Here is a 17,568-nt window from a genome sequence, read left to right on the forward strand (position 1 = left end):
GCTGTCCTCCTATTCCTGAAGGGTTCTCAGGCCTTCGCTGACCATGCTGAATCCCAAAATAATCAAAATGATGGTGACGCCCGGAAAAATCGCGTACCAGGGTGCATTAAAGATATAGGACTGCGCCTCCGACAGCATACGCCCGAGACTTGGTTCCGGAGGCTGGATGCCGAGGCCAAGATAGCTCATGCTGGCCTCCGCCAGCACCGCATTGTTAAAGCCAATGGCAGCGGCGGTCAGGATGCTGACACCTGCATTAGGAAGAATATGCAGGAAAATAATGCGGAAATTTCCCGCTCCCATAATACGCGCGCTCTTGACAAAATCCAGTTCACGGCAGCGTATCACCTCGCTCCGCACGATGCGTGCAAAACTGGGAATGAACAGAATGCCGAGGGCCAGGATGATGTTGTATCTTCCCGGGCCCATAAGGCTGATGACGATCAGGGCCAGCAGGATACTGGGAAATGAAAGCAGCATGTCGTTGACGCGCATGACGACATCATCAATCCAGCCCCCGAAATAGCCTGTTACGGCTCCCACCAGCGTACCGAAAACGCCTCCAATCAGCACGGTGCAGACCGCTACAAAAAAGGTGCTGCCGCTTCCGTTCATGACACGGCTTAAAATGTCCCTTCCAAAATTGTCGGTTCCCATCGGATGGGATAATGAGGGAGCCAGGTTCACGGAAAGAGAGTCCATAGCCGTCGTACCGTAGGGCGTCCAGAACTGGCCCATCACGGCCAGTACCAGAAAGAATACGGTAATGGCAGTCCCTATAATCAGATTGTAATTTCTTTTCTTCATAATCGTACCTTCCGCCTTCTTCTACGACGTTTTAACGCGCGGATCTAAGAACTGGTATAACGTGTCCACGATAAAGTTAATGATGACAACGACAGCCGTTATGTAAAGCACAATGGCCTGCACAACCGGATAATCCCTGTTTGATATGGAGGTGATAAGCAGCCTTCCGATTCCGGGCACGCTGAATACCTGCTCCACGATAATACTGCCAGCCAGGATTTCCGCAATCACCATTGCAAGAAATGTGATGACCGGGATCAGGGCATTTTTCAGTATGTGGCCGTAGAGAACCCCTGTTTTTGTATTTCCCTTGCTGAACGCGGTCCTGACGTAGTCCTTATTCATCTCCGAGAGCACGGAACCCCGGAGGAATTTAACCACCATGGCGATTTTAGGGAGCGCAATCGCCAGGGCTGGGAAAAACAGATATTTGACCGACTCCGTAAAATTTTCCGATGGCAGCGTAAATTGGCCCGGCTGGAAGAAATGGAGGATCAGCCCGAATACATAGGTGAGTATCATTCCCAGAAAAAACGGCGGAACCGCCATCATAATCTGGGTGAGCTGGTTGGTCAGGACGTCGCTCCACTCTCCTGCATGGCGTGCGCCCGCAATCCCAAGCGGCACGGAAAATACAAGGATGATGATGAGCGAAATGACCGACAGAAGAACGGTCACCGGCAGACGGTCTTTTAACAGGGAACTGACGCTGGTTCCTTCATAGCGGTAGGAATCACCGAAATCTCCCGCGGCAACGCCGCCAATCCATCTGATATAGCGCTCGGGCAGTGGATCATTTAACCCCATCTCTTCCCGCAGCGCCTCTACCTGGACCGGGGACGCATCTTTTCCCAGTCTCGACAGAGCGGCATCTCCCGGAATGATCGAAAAAGCAGCAAACGTCAGAAAGGAGATTAACAACAATGTGATAATGAGAGTTATCAGTTTTTTAATAAAGAATTTCATAATTCCCTCCTGGCATTTACTGCTTTTGTATTTATTCTGTTTTATTTAACATTCTTTTATTCTGTAATCTTTGATTCTGCAGTCTTTCTTTTTTATTTCTTAGTTTCTTAACCTGTCCTGCATCCTCTTATTCTGCTACCTGATACAGAAGGGACATGTCCTCCGCCGATGTCGGGTAGAAGGTATAGCCGCCGAATTTCTTGTTTACGGCTACCAGGTTTGCCGGGTCTTCAATATAGACCGCCGCCGCGTCCTGGGCCAGAATCATCTGGGCTTCTTTATATTTTGCAATCTTTTCGGCATCATTGACCGCCTCGTATGCCTCTTTAAAGGCATGGTCAAAATCTGCGTTGGAATAGTGCATAAAGTTTTTGCCGTCGTCGGAAACGTATCTCTGCAGCATTTTACCCGGGGCGAGGGTTCCGTCAAAACCGATTACCGTTGCCTCAAATTCACCGTTCTTATAAACTTCTTCCAGCCAGGTGCTCCACTCTACCTGCTTGATCGTGGCCTTGATTCCCGCCTGTGACAATTCATCCACAATAATCTGCGCCGTATCCACATGCTGGGAATAGGAGCTGGGAACCGTGATTTCCAGTGCGAAACCGTCCGGATATCCGGCCTCGGCAAGCAGTTCCCTGGCCTTCTCCACATCGTAGGTGTAAACAGTCTCGGCCTGCGGCTCATAATATTTTGTCATGTTCGGTATCATATTGGAACCGATAATCCGGCTCTTTCCGCCAAACAGGAAATTGTTGATTGCGTTTCTGTCCACCGCATAGCAGAGCGCCTGACGCACTTTTGCATTCGAAAGCGGTTCATACGCACTGTTTAAGTACATTCCATGAACCAGGTTCATGCTGCCTTCCACAAGGTTGTAATCGCTGCCGAGCGACTGGGCCTGGGCTGTGGTCAGATATTTTAATATATCGATAGTGCCGGCCTGAAGCTCCATGAATGCGGTATCCACATCCGGTGTGAACTTAAATTCCACCTTGTCAAGGCTTGGCACTCCCTCTTTCCAGTATCCGTCGTATTTCTCCAGGATCAGGTTTTGTCCCGGCGTATAGGATACAAATTTAAAAGGTCCCGTGCCGATTGGGTTTCCTGCCGGATCCTCATTGGAGGCAGGAATCACTGCAAGTGTAAGTTCTGTTAAAAACTCGGAATCGCCCTCTTTCAGAACCACCTCAATTGTCTTATCATCCTTTATAACCACATCCGAAAGCATAGAAAAAGCGGAGGATTCGCCCTGAATCTCCGCATATCGATCAATGGAATATTTGACATCTTCAACCGTTACCGGTGTTCCGTCATGGAACGTGATACCGTCTCTCAATGTGAAAGTAAATGTCTTTGCATCATCTGAGATAGCATACTCACTGGCAACTGCCGGCACAATACTGCCGTCTGAAGCGGGCTTAACAAGCCCTTCGTACAAATTGAAAACCACGTCTCTAGTTCCTGCGTCCGTCTCTGGGTGGGGGTCAAGACTAGCCAGGTCCTGTGTCATGCCAAACACAACACTTCCGCCTGGTACTGGTGTTCCTTCTGAAAGAGTATTACTGGTTCCGTCTACGGAAGACTCCTGTTGCTTCGTCTCTCCCGCCGAGGTGCCTCCCGCATTCTTATCGCCTCCGCATGCGCTGAGTGCAACAGATACCAGAAGTGCCATTACGCCTGTAAGCAGGTGTTTCTTTTTCATCTCTCTTACCTCTTGAATTCGTAATATTCTCTCATTATTAAATTGTCCCTATCATTGTATCAGGTTTTATAAAAAATGCAACTTTTTTATGGGAATTTTGTGACTTTTTTAGTTAGGATGCGAGGACGCCTCTGTAAGATGGCAGATAGCAGCGGCCGTCCCGGTGGTAATTTTATTTCCCGGCCTTCCAACCGACAGGAAAGAGTCCGGCTCACCGGACTCTCGCGCCGAACGCGGCCGCATAGCGGCAGTTCTTCCTTCGGTGACTACAAAGCGGAGACTTTGCCGGCGCTCCGGCCCTGCCCCTCCGGAGTAAAGCTGTCGAATATGAATACATCAAAATATTTTCTGTGGTTTTCCAGTTCCTTCTGGCTCTTGATGGTCCAGGCGGCCATTTTGCACTTATAAAACTTTCGCAGCATAGCTACCGGGAATGTCTTTGTAAACCGGCAGTTATAGGCAATAAAATCCGGTTTGCAAAAACCGTTTAACAGGCAGTTGGTGAGAATTCCTTCCACATACCAGGGCGTATTAAGGCCTTCTCTCCTGTGGTTTGTCGCCAGTTGGCCTCTTACCACCTCGGGGCGGTGATGTTTAAACCACCACAGGGCGAGCGGGCTGAACGATTCGATGCAGTATGTACCATGGTAATAATCCAGCTGGGATGCGACTATCTCACACGTCTCCCTGTATTTTCGCTCCACTTTGATTTCGATAATGAGCGGAACTCTTCCCGCCACCATGCGGAGCACGTCCCTAAACGCCGGTACTGTCTCACCGGACCCAAACAGCGGGTACGACTTCAGCTCCTCAAAGGTGCAGTCCTCGACTTTTCTGTCAATTCCGGCCGCCCTCTTTAAATCGTAATCATGAATCACCACGGGAACCTTGTCCTTTGTCAGCTGGACATCCAGCTCAATCCCGTATCCGTTCTCGACCGCCTTCTCAAAGGCCGGCATCGTATTTTCCGGATGGCCGGATGCATTATCATGATATCCCCTGTGGGCAATATACTGCTTTTCAAACGCTTTCATCCTGTCTTTTCTGCTGACTTCCGGCATCATGCAGCAGTAGAACAGGGAGAGAAATGATACGGTTAATACTCCGGGTATTACTAAAACCAATTCTATCACCTTTCATTCTTTTCTTATGTTTCGTTGAGATGCGGGGACTTCTCCGCTCTCAATTAATTTTTCAGTGTTACATCTTTTTTACTATAGCACAAAAGAAAACGTGATTCCAGATGTACGGCTGCTTTTTTCTGAATTTATTTTGGCGGATGGAATGTGCTTCCCGTAAAGGCAGCATGCATCTTTTTTCATTAGTGAACGTGTCATCATTCCTCATTGATTTTGTAAATAATTCAAAGCCAAGACCCGCAGTCTGACCGCTGGTTTTGCTTCCATTCCTGCCGTATGGTATTGTCATTTTTCACAATTTTCATATCACAATCCATGCGTATAATCAACAAAGTTTTCTGTAAATACCTTTTTCTTCTTACGAAAATCTTTAAAAAATGATACAATTTCTTTAATAGCAACACAGATTTTTCATCTTAGTTTTAAGCTAAAACGAATCCTTATAAGGAATTTGGAAAGAGAGGTATGTAAAATGAAAAGAATAAAGGCGGCATGTATTACACAGACTCTGCATTTTATGCTAAAAGAAGATCTCGGGCATGACTATGCGGTGAAAATGGTCAGGGCTGACGTTGATAAGTACAAGGCTCACCTTGACAAAAGTGGGGCTAAATTTAAAATTCTGTCTGAAACGGTGGAGGAAGACGGCTCCGTTATGATGGAAGTTAAAAAGCAGTATAACGCATCACCAGTCGGCAGTTACCTGGACTGACCCGTTTTTTCCGGAACTGAGCTACAGCCTGAATCCGGACCAGGCCGTCTGTCCTGAACAGCGTCCGACAGCAGTGTAATGTACGAAAGTACGTTATGCTGCTTTTCTTTATATTAAGGAAAGTTCTGCAAACTCCCGCTCTCGTTCAGAGCCAATCCGGTCTTATAACCGGCCGCCTAACGGATCTTCGGCCGCTTCCGCGGCTTTTCCCGATAAAGGTACAAAGATTACCGTTCCAAAGATTGCCATTCCCCTCTTCATCTGCTATACTGAAATGGCATTTTATAAGCATTGTCTATATGGAAGATAACACCATTCAGGCAGATGCAATTCTGAATTATTTGGATCTTTAACTATGGATATCTTTATCCTTTAGAGAATTATGAACGGAGGTTGCTGCGTTGAAACATAGAAAAAGCTCAAAATGGTATCTTGTACTCCTCCCTGTTTTTTTGATTATTTCTGCCGTGTTAGTGTCCTATTTTTTGACGGTCCGCAAGGCAATGTATACGGAGAGTTCCGAGCATTTAAACGAAGTTTCCCAGCAGATGGCGACGTCTCTCAATAAACAGGCCCTGGACCAGTGGCGGCTGCTGGATATGATTTACCATGACTACAGGAACTCCTCTTCTCAAAATATGGAAGCATTCAGCAACACAATTCGGGAACAACAGGAAACCTGGGGTTTTGACAGTCTGTGTTTTGTAGACGAAAATGCAACGTACTATGACTCTGATAACCATTTTTCCCTGCTTTCCCAGGAGAATGTGACCGATAAACTTCTGATGCAGCAGAAGCCGGTCATTCTGGATAATGTCATTTTTGAAGACACACGGAAGTTAATTTTCCTGGAGCCCATCCCTGAAATGCAGCACGAAGATACGACATTCCGTGCAATCGGTTTTACCTACAACAGTGAAAACATCTTTGATATACTGAATATCGAAGCTTTTAACGGTCAGGCTTTACTGTATATCGTCCACGGTGACGGCGTTGTTCTGTTCCGCTCCGAGCAGGACGATCTGATCCGGGGATACAATCTATTCAACAGCCTGGCTGAAGATGCCTCCTTTCAACGCGGTTCCGTCCAGTTACTGCGTGATACCTTCAGTACGGAAAAACGTGCTCTGATGACGGTAAGTCTGAAAGGCAGTGAATACTACTTAAACCACACGCCGATCGGCGTGGACGACTGGCAGTTGATCATGCTGGTGCCGGTAGATGCGGTCAGCGGCCGTATCAAACAGGTGTCTGTCATCTCATTTGTCTGCCTGTCCCTGGTTGGAGGTCTTATAATCGCAGCATTTATCGTGATTCACACGACTTCTACCAAAAAAGTTCTGAAGGCCGAAGAGGAGGCCCGCATGGCCGCAGAGAGTGCAAACCTGGCAAAAAGCCAGTTTCTCTCCAACATGTCCCACGATATCCGCACGCCTATGAACGCAATTACCGGCATGGCGAAGATTGCAACCGATCATATCAATGAACCTGATGTGGTTACAGACTGCCTGAAAAAAATCAGCTTATCCGGCCGGCTTCTGGTGAACCTGATCAACGATATTCTGGATATGTCTAAAATCGAAAGCGGGAAAATGTCGCTGAACAACAGTACAGGTTCCCTGGCCGATGTCATCGATAATGTGGTGAGTATTACACAGCCGACGGTTCAGCAGAAAAACCAGGATTTTAATATCCGGGTGCATGACCTTGAGCACGAAAACCTGAGCTTTGACGCGCTGCGTCTGAACCAGGTGCTCATCAATCTTCTGGGCAACGCTGTGAAGTTTACCCCGGAGGGCGGCAGTATCAGCCTGGACGTGACGGAATGCCCGTCGGAACGTGAGGGCTTCGCCCACTTTGTATTCCGTGTTTCCGATACCGGTATTGGAATGTCACCGGAATTCTTAACACACCTGTTTGATTCCTTTTCCCGTGAGCGTGACAGACGGGTCGACAGGATTGAGGGCAGCGGCCTGGGTATGGCGATTACAAAAATGATTGTCACCATGATGGACGGTAACATCGCTGTAGAGAGCAAGCCGGATCATGGAAGTGTATTCACTATCGATCTGGATCTATGCGTGGCGGAGGAGCCCGACAAACTCAGCCTGCCTGCCATGAAAGTACTGGTAGCGGACGACGACCGGGATACCCGTATATCTGCCGTACAGTTCTTACAGGAGCTGGGTATTCATGTAGATACAGCCGACGATGGGGAAAGCGCCGTTCAAATGGCACTTGCCGCCCATGCTGCAGGAGCGGATTACCAGGTCATATTCCTGGATTGGAAGATGCCGGGACTGGACGGTGTAAGCGCAGCACGGGCAATACGGGAGCAGATTTGCGAGGAAATCCCTATCCTAATGGTCAGTGCATACGACTGGTCCAGTATCGAGTCCCAGGCCGCTGAGGCCTGCGTAAATGGTTTTGTCCAAAAGCCATTTTTTAAGTCGACACTTTACAATTGCATACAAAAGTATGTCCTGCATCAGAATGAGTCTGAGGATGAAGCTGAATCCTTTAAGCTTACCGGCAGGCATATTCTGCTGGCGGAAGACAATGAAATCAACCGGGAAATCGCAGTCACAGTTCTGGCTGATTTGGGGGCCGTCGTGGATGAGGCACAGAACGGGCTGGAAGCTGTAGAAGCGTTCAGGCATTCTGCCCCCGGTTACTACGATTTGATACTCATGGATTTACAAATGCCGGTTATGGATGGATGTGAAGCGGCCAGGACGATCCGAAGGCTCGACCGGGAAGACGCCGAATCCATCCCCATTTTTGCGGTTACCGCCGATGCTTTTACAGAAGATATTGAGTTGGTAAAGAAAGCCGGGATGAACAGCCACCTTGCAAAGCCCTTAAATGTTCCGGTCATGCTGAAGGAGATTCAAAAATATCTGCACCTATAGTGAGGTTATAAAAATGAAGAGACAAATACCGCGGTTTCTCGCTGGAGTTATATTATTGGTTTTTGCGGCTGTCCTGGGCGGCTGCGGCGGACCTAAAACGTCCACGGCAGATGAAAACCTGCTTGGCGCAGTTCCTGAGACCGTAGAGGATAAGGTGATTGTCACCGTAACAACCAGCGCCAGACTGGATCATTTTGCCGCCGCCGTAGAGGCAAAGTTCCCGGAGATTCATCTGGTACAGGACAGCTATATGGGGGAATTCCGTATCAATGAGCATATGGCCCGGGTCAGTAATCATGACTGTGGTGATTTGGTTATGATTATCGCCGGACTGGTTCCCAAGGTGGATTTGTCCGATCTGCTGATGGATCTGTCCACGCAGCCGTTCCCGTCCAGTTATAATTCCAACGCGCTGCAAATGGACACCGAGGGGCATATCTATCTGCTCCCCGGCCCACTCAACTTTAACTGTAATGTCTACAATAAAACCCTGTTTGATGAGAATGGCTGGGAAGTACCCGGCAGCTATGAAGAACTTATGGCATTATGCCAAACCATTGACAGAAGCGGTACCCGCGGATATCAATATGTCCTGCATGATATCGGAGGCCAGAGCTATCAAATCTATAATTACTGTGTACTCTCCGCCCTGGACACACTGACCCAGGTAGAAGGACAAACCTGGCATAATCAACTTATAGCCGGAAAATCTGTCTCGCTGGAGCCAATGGCAGTTTCTTTTCAAAATTTGCAGCGTTTGATTGACGCAGGGATGGTCCGTACGGAAGATTTGGAAGTCACGAATGATATTCGCATGCAGCGGATGGCCACCAGACAGGCCGCTATAACACCGGGAGCGGTAAGCCTGCTGCATCAGCTTGAAAATATGAGCACGGATGAGTACAGATTTATGCCACATTTCAGCATGACGGACGGAAACGGCTGGCTGTTGAACCTGGGTTACTATTTCGGAGCCAATCAGGAACTCCGGCAGGCCGGTAATGAAAAAAAGCTGGAGGCCGCAATGAAAATCCTGGAATTCGTTGCATCGGAAGAAGGACAGCAGGCGCTGATTGCGGATGAATTGGGTATAATACCGGCCACGCGCGGCACATCGACACTCAATGACCCTGAACTAAATGATATTAAGGTCCAGGCAGAAAGCGGACATTATGTTATGCGTCCCACCTATGAAATGTTTACCACCGTACTGGAGACGGAGATAGCCGCCTTCATTCGTGGTGAAACCACCAGCGATGCAATTTTGGCAAAGTGCCAGTCGCTCCTGGATGCAGGTACGCCTGCAAAACAAGCTGTTGCCCAGGCGTCATCCGATTTTACAGTCCTTCAGACAGGCCTGTTGAAAGCCGATGCCCTCCGAAGCGCTACAGGCGCAGATATTGCTTTGATAGGCATGGCAGAAGCAAATTGTTATGTCCCGGTGGGCGGTACCCGTTCAAGGCTCTACGAGGGGCCAATTACTGAGGATGACGTCATCCGGATTTCACAAATCTCACTCGGCGAGGCTCCGGCCTGCAGCCACGCATTCATGACCGGTGCGCAGCTGACGGCGCTTTTGGATTACGGGGCTTCCTCGGCGGAAGAACAGGCGGAAGGCCGGACAAGCCACTTTCACCCTTACGCGGTCTCCGGCCTTAAACTCAGTTATCAGTTAAACGGTGAGGCCGGACGGCACGTTTCCGATATCCAGCTGGAGAACGGGAAGCCGCTGGCCGCAGATACTGTTTATACGGTAGCTTTTCTGGAAGGAGCTGTTCCGGAAGAATATCTGTCAAATTTGCACAAGACCGAATATTCAATGACAGAAATATGTTTAGACTATATTAGAAAAAAACAGAATGTTACACCAGAGAAAAACCGCGTCAGTTTCAAATAAATAGGCTGTTTTCGCGGACAATTCACAGTTTACAGCCAGACGGCGGCTTTGGAAAATGGACAAAGCCGTCGTCTGGCTTTCTTTATTCTTTAATCCCTTCTTCCGCCGTCTGACAGCACGACATCTCCTTTTTAATCGTGTCAAACGGCATCGGCCGGTAACCGATGCGTTCCACGCAGGCGCAGAAGCTGTGGCCGGACTTGTCCCGGTACATCGGATTGCCGTGGACGTGGCCGAAAATATTGGCGTAGGGGCTATATGAACTGACATACATCGGCTCATGGGACAGCATGAAAAAGCCTTCGAGCACCACCGGCAGGGGATATACCTCCTCAAAGCCGATTTCCATCCACTCCCTGACTGAATAGTTCATGTCATGGTTTCCCTGAATCAGTATTTTCCTGCCGTTCAGTTTTCCCACAAGGATTTTCAGTTCCTCTTTCTCCATATTCCAGGCTACGTCACCGAGATGATAGACGGTATCCGCGCTGCCCACCGTCTCATTCCAGTTGCGAACCAGGGTCTCGTCCATCTCCCGTCCGCTTTTAAAGGGTCTTCCCTCGTATCTCATGATGGCTCCCTTATCTCCAAAATGGGTGTCTGATACCATAAATATTTCTGCCAATTTTCTCTCCCCCTCATATTTGAGTATTTAGCTTATCTGATTATCCGGCCTGTCTAATTATCCAGCTCCCAGCGGACAAAACTTCCCTTTTCATTCTTCTTCACCAGCAGCTTTCTATCAATCTGCTCTTTCAGCTCTGTCACGTGGGAAATGATTCCGACCAGTCTCCGGTCCCCGGCCAGTTCCTTCAGAATCCGGATCGCCTTTGTCCTCGATGCCTCATCCAGGGAACCGAATCCCTCATCCACAAACATCGCATCGATGCTGACCCTGCCCTCCGTATTCTGAATCACATCCGCCATCCCCAATGCCATAGCAAGCGCCGCCATAAAAGATTCTCCGCCCGACAGTGTCTTTACGTCGCGCGTCCGGTCCGTACTCATACTGTAGACGTCCAGATCAAGGCCTACCTCGCCTTTCATCCCCAGCGTCTCCATGTCACGGCACTGCAGAAGAAGCTGGTTGTCCGTCATAACGCGGAGCCTCTTATTGGCCGCATATATCATCTGTTTAAAATACTGTCTCTGGATATAAGTCTGGAAATCGATCTTTGCGGCTCCCGTCACTTTTCCGTCCGCCGTCGTATAGAGCGTCTCCATCTGCTGCTTTTCCGCCTTCAGTTTGCGGCGCGCCTCCATCAGCTTTTTAAGACTTCCGTATGCGGCCTCATTGCGGGTCCGTCTGGCCGACAAAAGGCCTGCCTCCCCGGACGCGTCGTTCTTCTCAGCCGTCAGCCGTTTGAGGTCTTCCAGGATGTTTGTCTCCTCCGCCCTCTCCTGTCCCTTTGTGTCCTCCCTGCGCTGCTGATAAATCGTGCCCGCCCGAAGAAGTTCATTGTTAAAATGCTCAAGCTCTGCGGCCAGTCTTTCCCTCTCCTCCTCCGGCAGGAAAGCGTCCCTGTACTCTTCTTCCGACTGGAATCCGGCTGCCTTAAGCGCCGTTTCCCACCGCTTTCTGCCCGCATCCACCTTTACTTTCAGAATTTCACGCCGCTCCTGCCCGGAGGACAGGTATGCCTCTTTCTGTGTAAATCCGCTTCTTAAGTCCGACGCGTTCTTCTCCGCCTGGTCAGCCGCCAGTTCAAGTTCTGCTTTCCCGGCATAAAGCCGGGCCAGTTCCCGCTCCGCCTCTTCGCGGCTGCTCCACAGAAGTTTTTTCTTCAGCTGTTCCGCTTCCAGATGGATTTGTCTGAGGTGTATTTCAGCCTCCTGAAGATTAGGCCGCAGTTCACGGAGCCTGTTTTCCAGCTTCTCCTTACGGTTTCCCAGTTCGGCCAGACGGCTCCTGTTTTCTTCCAGTGCTCTTACATCCTGTTCAAACTTCTTTCCGGCCACCGTAAGGTCCTGCACCCCCGCAAGGCATGTCTCTATCTCCAGGCGGACTCTCTCCGCCCTCCCCTCCTGTGCATAAGGCTCTGATCCGGCAGTCCGGTCTGCTTCAAACAGCTTTTTTTCCTGCTCTCTTATTTGCTGCTCTTTCTCTTCCCCCCGAACCAGGCATTTCTGGCTTTCCTCCGCCGCTCTGCGCAGGGAACGGTCTGCTTTTTCTCTCCTCTGCCTCGATTCTTCCACCTGACGTTCCGTCACATCCTCTGCCTTCAGTACGGCTTTTTGCGGATGGTGCAGGGAGCCGCATACCGGACATGGGACGCCCTCCGTAAGCTCCGATGCCATAATGCCTGCCTGTACGGAGATAAACAGGCGGTTTCTCCTTCCGTACTCCGCCTCCGCCTCGTCAAATGCACATTGGGCCGATATTACCAGTTCCTTATTACGGATAGAATTGTTTCTAAGTTCTTCTAATTGTAAAAGTCCTGACTGAAGCCGTCTTAATTCTTCAAGGCGCAGTTCCAGCGCCTCCTCCTGCCTGCGTACCTCCACAAGGGAGAGCGGGGCTTTTTCCAGCTCCTTTGCCTTTTTTTCCAGCTCTTTTGCCGTGTTCGCGTTCTGTCTAAGGAGTTCCTCCGTTTCCTGCAGTTCCCGTCCCAGTCTATCCGTCCTGTTCCGGGCCTTTCTCTCCTCGTCCAGTTTTTCGTCCAGCAGGCCATAGGACGGCATCGCTTCCTTGAGACGGCCGATGTCCACCTCCAGGGCAGGACGCTTTTGGGCCAGTTCCCGCCTTTTGTCCAGACAGAGCTTTTCCGACTGTTCAAGCGGCTCCCTCAGGGCCTGCAGCTCCTGTTTCAGTTTCTCCGTCTTCTCATCGGCCAGGGCCAGCTCCGCTTCATCCGCTTCACAGTTCTGCAGAAGCGGCCGGAGCGGCTCTGCGCGGCCGGCATTCTTAAGTTTTACAGCCATGCGGTCGTGCTCCGGAATTCTCTCCTTAAGCGATTGCAGCGTTCTTCCTGCCGCCTCGCATTCATCCAGGCGGCGGTTCTGTTCCTTCACAAGTTCCAGCTGCTGTGTGAGGACCGCCGTCTTTTCAATCAGCGCTTCGCTTTTTTCCACCGATATGCGTTCCTGCCGTCTGCTTTCCTGCGTGATATCTTTTAAAAGCCCAAGGATTTCATCGCCCTTTGTTTCCAGCTTTCCCGATATCTCCTGCCACTTCTGTGCCTGTCCGTCTCCGTCGTCGGGAACCGCTACCTGGGACAGTTCGTGAAAGCAGAGGGTTTCGTTGTCCTTCAGCCTGATATAAAGTTCATTGTTCCTGTCTTTTAATTTCTGCTGGATTTTCCAGTAAATGCCTGTATTGAATATGCGTGCAAAAATCTCTTTTCTCTCTTTTGAAGAGGCATGGAGCAGCTTCATGTATTCTCCCTGCGCGATCATGGCTATCTGGGCAAACTGGTTCCGGTCCACTCCCACGATCTCCCGGATCTTTTCATTGATGTCGCTAAGTCTGCCCGGATACTCACTTCCGTCAGGCAGATAAAAAGAGGCCTTTGCCGACACCGTCGTAATGGTGCGCTCGCCGTCCTTATTCCTGCGCTTGCTAATTCTCTGATAGGCGGGACTTCTCCTGACGCGGTATACTTCCCCCCGGTCGGAAAAGATAAGTTCCACCCAGGTTTCCTCCCCTTCTCCCGCATACTGGCTCCGCATCATTGTGCCGTCGCGGCTGTCGCTGCTTGTTTCACCGTAGAGGGCAAATGAAACCGCATCGAAAATCGTAGTCTTCCCCGCTCCCGTGTCACCGGTTATCAGAAAAAGGCCGTGACCGACCTTCTCAAAATCAATCTCCGTCACACCGGCATAAGAACTGAACGCAGACATTGTTATTTTTAATGGTTTCATCGTCTCACTCCTCTCATTCGGCCAAACGGCAGCCTCATTCTATCTCCTCCAGCACGCCGCGCAGAATCGTTTCCTGCTCCCCGGTCATGGGGCAGTGCCGGATTGCCTCATAGAACCTGCAAAATGCTTCAAAGGGGTCCGGAATCTTAATTTCCTCCCCGTCCTCCATCAGCTTTTTCCTGGTTCTCTCGTTATCAATCCTTATTTCCAGAATCCGGTCATATGCCTCCTGAAGCTGATCCTTCATATCGTATGCTTCCGTCTCGTCGGTCAGGGTAATGCTGACAAAATCTCCCCTTCCCTCCCCGTCGGACGCGGCCAGGACGTCCTCCAGGGGCCCCCTGATCCTGCGTACATCGGGACGGCATATCAGGGGCAGGCTCTCCGTCTTAAGCGTTCCCTTCTCCTCCAGCGTGACCATCATGACCGCCTTGTGATGATGCTCCTCGCTGACCGAATATTTGTAAGGCGTTCCGCTGTAGCGGAACCTCTCTTCCCCCACCTTCTGGGGGCCGTGCAGATGTCCCAGGGCCGCATAGTCGAATGCAGTCAGTGCGGATACATCGATCTGGTCAAGGCCGCCCGACGTCAACATGACGGACTCAGAGTCGCACAACGACGGATCACCGGTCCCCGATACAAAAAACTGGTGCGCCAGAAGCACATTTCTTTCCTCTTCCCTGATCTCCTCGCGCTCCAGCACGGCCCGGAATGCGCTGTCGTAACCCGTCACTTTTCCTTCTTCAAACAGATGGCGCACATAGCCTGGCTTGATAAAGGGAAAAAGATAAAAGTTCACCTTTCCCCACTCGTCCCCAAGCGTAATCTTTTTAAGCCTGTCCTCCGGCGAAGACGGCGGCAGGGCCGAGATATGGATCTGATGACGCCCTAAAAAAGAAGAGGCGTAGGAAAGCCTCTCCGGTGAATCATGATTGCCGGCTATAATCAGAACCGGCATGGACGGCCGGACGGCGGACAGACGGTTTAAAAATGAGTCAAATACCGTGTAGGCCTCGGCCGAAGGAACCGATTTATCGTAAATATCCCCGCAGATGAGGACGGCATCCGGCTTTTTGTCTGCCGCGTATTCAATAATCTGCGCCAGGGCGCTTTCCTGGCTGTCCTTTAAGCCGTATCCGTTCATCTGCCTGCCGATATGCAAATCCGATATGTGAAAAAATTTCAAACTTATGCCTCCTTAGCCGTTCAGCCGCTGTTTTTTGTAATATCAGTCCGGTTCTCCGTTTCGCTCTGACGTACGTTCTCCCGTCCTGATGCTACTTGTTTTCTTCCGTCATTGTTTCCTCTGTCACTGCTTCCCCTGTCCCGCTGCTCAGGGAATCCCCGCTCATACTGCCGGATGTCTCCGGTATCTGTCTGCCGGAAGGCAGAACTTCCAGCTGAATCACGCAGTCCGTCTCATTATCTCCGTAAAAGACAGGGATCCTGTATATTCCCGGCGTATTGAAATCGCACTCACTTAAATCATAGCTGAATTTAGCCGGATTCAGTTTGCCGTCGGGAAAAAACTTGGCGGCATTCAGAGCCGGTACATCTCCGGCCGTCGTCTTGGCATAGAGTGTAATCTCCGAATTCTTGTCATAAAGCGCGGCCTCCGCCCCGGTTCTCGTTTTGTAAATCATAATCAGCATGCCGGCCAGCACGATACCTCCGAACATACTGATCTGAAACCATCTTCTTCCCCCTTTTAAGCTCCCTTTCGTGCCTCCTGTCCTCTTTCTCATACCTGTCCCTTCTTCCAAATTCCATCCCAATTCCTTTGCTTTCAATAAAGCGGCATTTTCCAATATATTTAAAACAGGCCGCTGTACGTTACTGTGCAGCGGCCCGTCTGGCAGAAAGCTTCTATTCCCGCTTTCCGATATCAATCGTAAATAATCAACGCCATGAATACCAGATCCGTATCCCCCTTATTCGCCATGCCGTGGCTGTATCCGTTGGGGGTAAAAGTCCGATCTCCGGGTACCACTGTGCGGATCGTACCATTGTCATTGTACTCTCCCTCACCCCTTATAATGTAGTAAGTCTCGCTGTTGCCAACATGCTCGTGATATCCAAGGGAACATCCTGGTGCAATCGTCACTTCCGAAAACATCTTACCCTTGCCGTTCATCTCTTCTTCATTCAGAATATATTTTACCGAGATTTCTCCGTCCCCGCCGTTGGCATTCTTTTTGATTACCGTTTCCATCACTGTCTGCCTCCTCTTATAACTTTCCTTCTTATACTGTTTATTATACTTGTTCTTTTCAATCTTTTCAATCACAAACGCCGTCCGGTTTACTCATTTGTCAGCTTAAGTTTGTCCAGCACATGGAAAATCAGGCTCAGAATCATTCCGACCACACAGGCCAGGACCATTCCCGTCATCTGGATATTTCCGATGCTTAATTTGATACCCGAAAGACCGGTTACAAAGATAACCGACGTAAGGGCCAGATTTCTTGAGTTGCCGTAATCAACCCTTGAATCCACCAGAATGCGGAGTCCCGACGTACCGATCATACCGTAAAGCAGGAAAGAAATACCTCCGATAACCGGTCCGGGAATCGTGCTGATTAACATGGATAATTTGCCGATAAAGGAACAAACAACAGAAAGTACGGCCGCACCGGCAATAACCCGGACGCTGTAGACTCTCGTCACGGCCATGACTCCGATATTCTCTCCGTATGTGGTAGTCGGTACGGATCCGATAAAACCGGACAGCATCGTGGAAAAATTATCACCGAATAAGGAACGGTGAAGTCCCGGATCCTTTAAAAGGTCACGTCCCACAATCTTGCTGGTCACGACCTGATGGCCGATATGCTCCGACGTGATAACAAGGATGACCGGCAGAATAATCATAATCGCCTCCGGGTTAAATTTCGGGGAGGAGAAGTTGGGGATTGCAAAAATAGGAGCGTTAGCCACCGGGGCAAAATCCACCAGTCCGCAGGCAATGGCCGCCACATATCCCATAATGACTGCAATCAGGATTGGAATGACGGACAAAAATCCCCTGAACAAAATGGAGCCGAACACGGCAACACCCAGTGTTACGAGGAAAACAATCATCTTTTTCGGGTCGATCACTTCATCCAGAAGTCCCGCGTTGCTTGCCGCCGTTCCGGACAGTTCCAGGCCAATCAGAGCCACAACCGGGCCCATGGCCGCAGGAGGCAGCACGATGTCAATCCACTCCGAACCAAATTTGTAAATAATAAATGCAAGAATACAGCCGCAGAATCCGACCGCAACGAAACCGCCCAGCGCATAGGCATAGCCGAACTTCTCAATGACAATGCCGGCAGGAGCCAGAAATGCAAAGCTGGAACCCAGATAAGCGGGCGCTTTTCCTTTCGTCACCAGGATAAACAGCAGTGTTCCCACACCATTCATGAATAAAACGATAGCCGGATTGATACCGAACAGAAACGGAACCAGCACCGATGCGCCGAACATGGCGAACATGTGCTGGATGCTGAGGGGCACCAGCAGGTTAAACGGCACCTTCTCCTCAACCTGAATAATACGATGACTTTCCATTTTTACCTCCCATATTC

Annotated in this window: 13 protein-coding genes; 3 read left to right on the top strand and 10 right to left on the bottom strand. The window is 50.0% G+C overall.

Going from position 1 to position 17,568, the window contains the following annotated elements:
* Positions 1-9: 9 nt before the first annotated feature.
* From EJL91_RS05410 to EJL91_RS05425, 4 genes are all read right to left on the bottom strand, one after another.
* Complete coding sequence (locus tag EJL91_RS05410; protein WP_125140906.1) at positions 10-807, bottom strand: ABC transporter permease; 798 nt, start codon at positions 805-807, stop codon at positions 10-12.
* Between the two features lie 21 nt (positions 808-828).
* Positions 829-1,773: an ABC transporter permease gene (locus tag EJL91_RS05415; protein ID WP_125140907.1), complete on the bottom strand. Its 945-nt coding sequence runs from the start codon at positions 1,771-1,773 to the stop codon at positions 829-831.
* Between the two features lie 127 nt (positions 1,774-1,900).
* Entirely contained in the window at positions 1,901-3,478 is a 1,578-nt protein-coding gene (locus EJL91_RS05420) for an ABC transporter substrate-binding protein (protein WP_125140908.1), read from the bottom strand.
* A gap of 266 nt (positions 3,479-3,744) precedes the next feature.
* A complete protein-coding gene (locus tag EJL91_RS05425) occupies positions 3,745-4,602 on the bottom strand; it encodes a glycerophosphodiester phosphodiesterase family protein (protein ID WP_341466950.1) in 858 nt (285 codons plus the stop codon).
* A 487-nt stretch (positions 4,603-5,089) separates the two neighbouring features.
* On the opposite strand from EJL91_RS05425, the gene EJL91_RS05430 reads away from it, so the two are divergent.
* The 3 genes from EJL91_RS05430 to EJL91_RS05440 all read left to right on the top strand — a co-directional run bounded on the left by EJL91_RS05430 (position 5,090) and on the right by EJL91_RS05440 (position 10,138).
* Positions 5,090-5,329 carry a hypothetical protein gene (locus EJL91_RS05430; protein WP_125140909.1) on the top strand — a complete coding sequence of 80 codons (240 nt, stop codon included), beginning with the start codon at positions 5,090-5,092 and terminating at the stop codon, positions 5,327-5,329.
* A 401-nt stretch (positions 5,330-5,730) separates the two neighbouring features.
* Positions 5,731-8,241 (top strand): hybrid sensor histidine kinase/response regulator, encoded by a 2,511-nt coding sequence (locus EJL91_RS05435; RefSeq protein ID WP_243125237.1) that lies wholly within the window; start codon positions 5,731-5,733, stop codon positions 8,239-8,241.
* Between the two features lie 13 nt (positions 8,242-8,254).
* Entirely contained in the window at positions 8,255-10,138 is a 1,884-nt protein-coding gene (locus tag EJL91_RS05440; protein ID WP_125140910.1) for an extracellular solute-binding protein, read from the top strand.
* Between the two features lie 82 nt (positions 10,139-10,220).
* Here the strand turns inward: EJL91_RS05440 and EJL91_RS05445 are convergent, their stop codons facing one another.
* The 6 genes from EJL91_RS05445 to uraA all read right to left on the bottom strand — a co-directional run bounded on the left by EJL91_RS05445 (position 10,221) and on the right by uraA (position 17,551).
* Positions 10,221-10,763: a metallophosphoesterase gene (locus tag EJL91_RS05445; protein WP_125140911.1), complete on the bottom strand. Its 543-nt coding sequence runs from the start codon at positions 10,761-10,763 to the stop codon at positions 10,221-10,223.
* A gap of 53 nt (positions 10,764-10,816) precedes the next feature.
* Complete coding sequence (locus tag EJL91_RS05450) at positions 10,817-13,999, bottom strand: AAA family ATPase (RefSeq protein WP_125140912.1); 3,183 nt, start codon at positions 13,997-13,999, stop codon at positions 10,817-10,819.
* Between the two features lie 34 nt (positions 14,000-14,033).
* Positions 14,034-15,185, bottom strand: a complete 1,152-nt coding sequence (locus EJL91_RS05455) for an exonuclease SbcCD subunit D (RefSeq protein ID WP_125140913.1) — start codon at positions 15,183-15,185, stop codon at positions 14,034-14,036.
* A gap of 91 nt (positions 15,186-15,276) precedes the next feature.
* Entirely contained in the window at positions 15,277-15,744 is a 468-nt protein-coding gene (locus EJL91_RS05460) for a hypothetical protein (protein ID WP_243125238.1), read from the bottom strand.
* A 140-nt stretch (positions 15,745-15,884) separates the two neighbouring features.
* Positions 15,885-16,211, bottom strand: coding sequence for a cupin domain-containing protein (locus tag EJL91_RS05465; RefSeq protein ID WP_125140914.1), 327 nt, complete (start codon positions 16,209-16,211; stop codon positions 15,885-15,887).
* A gap of 89 nt (positions 16,212-16,300) precedes the next feature.
* Positions 16,301-17,551: a uracil permease gene (gene uraA, locus EJL91_RS05470; protein WP_125140915.1), complete on the bottom strand. Its 1,251-nt coding sequence runs from the start codon at positions 17,549-17,551 to the stop codon at positions 16,301-16,303.
* Positions 17,552-17,568 lie beyond the last annotated feature (17 nt).

This window comes from Clostridium transplantifaecale (assembly GCF_900626075.1).
Lineage (GTDB): Bacteria > Bacillota > Clostridia > Lachnospirales > Lachnospiraceae > Otoolea > Otoolea transplantifaecalis.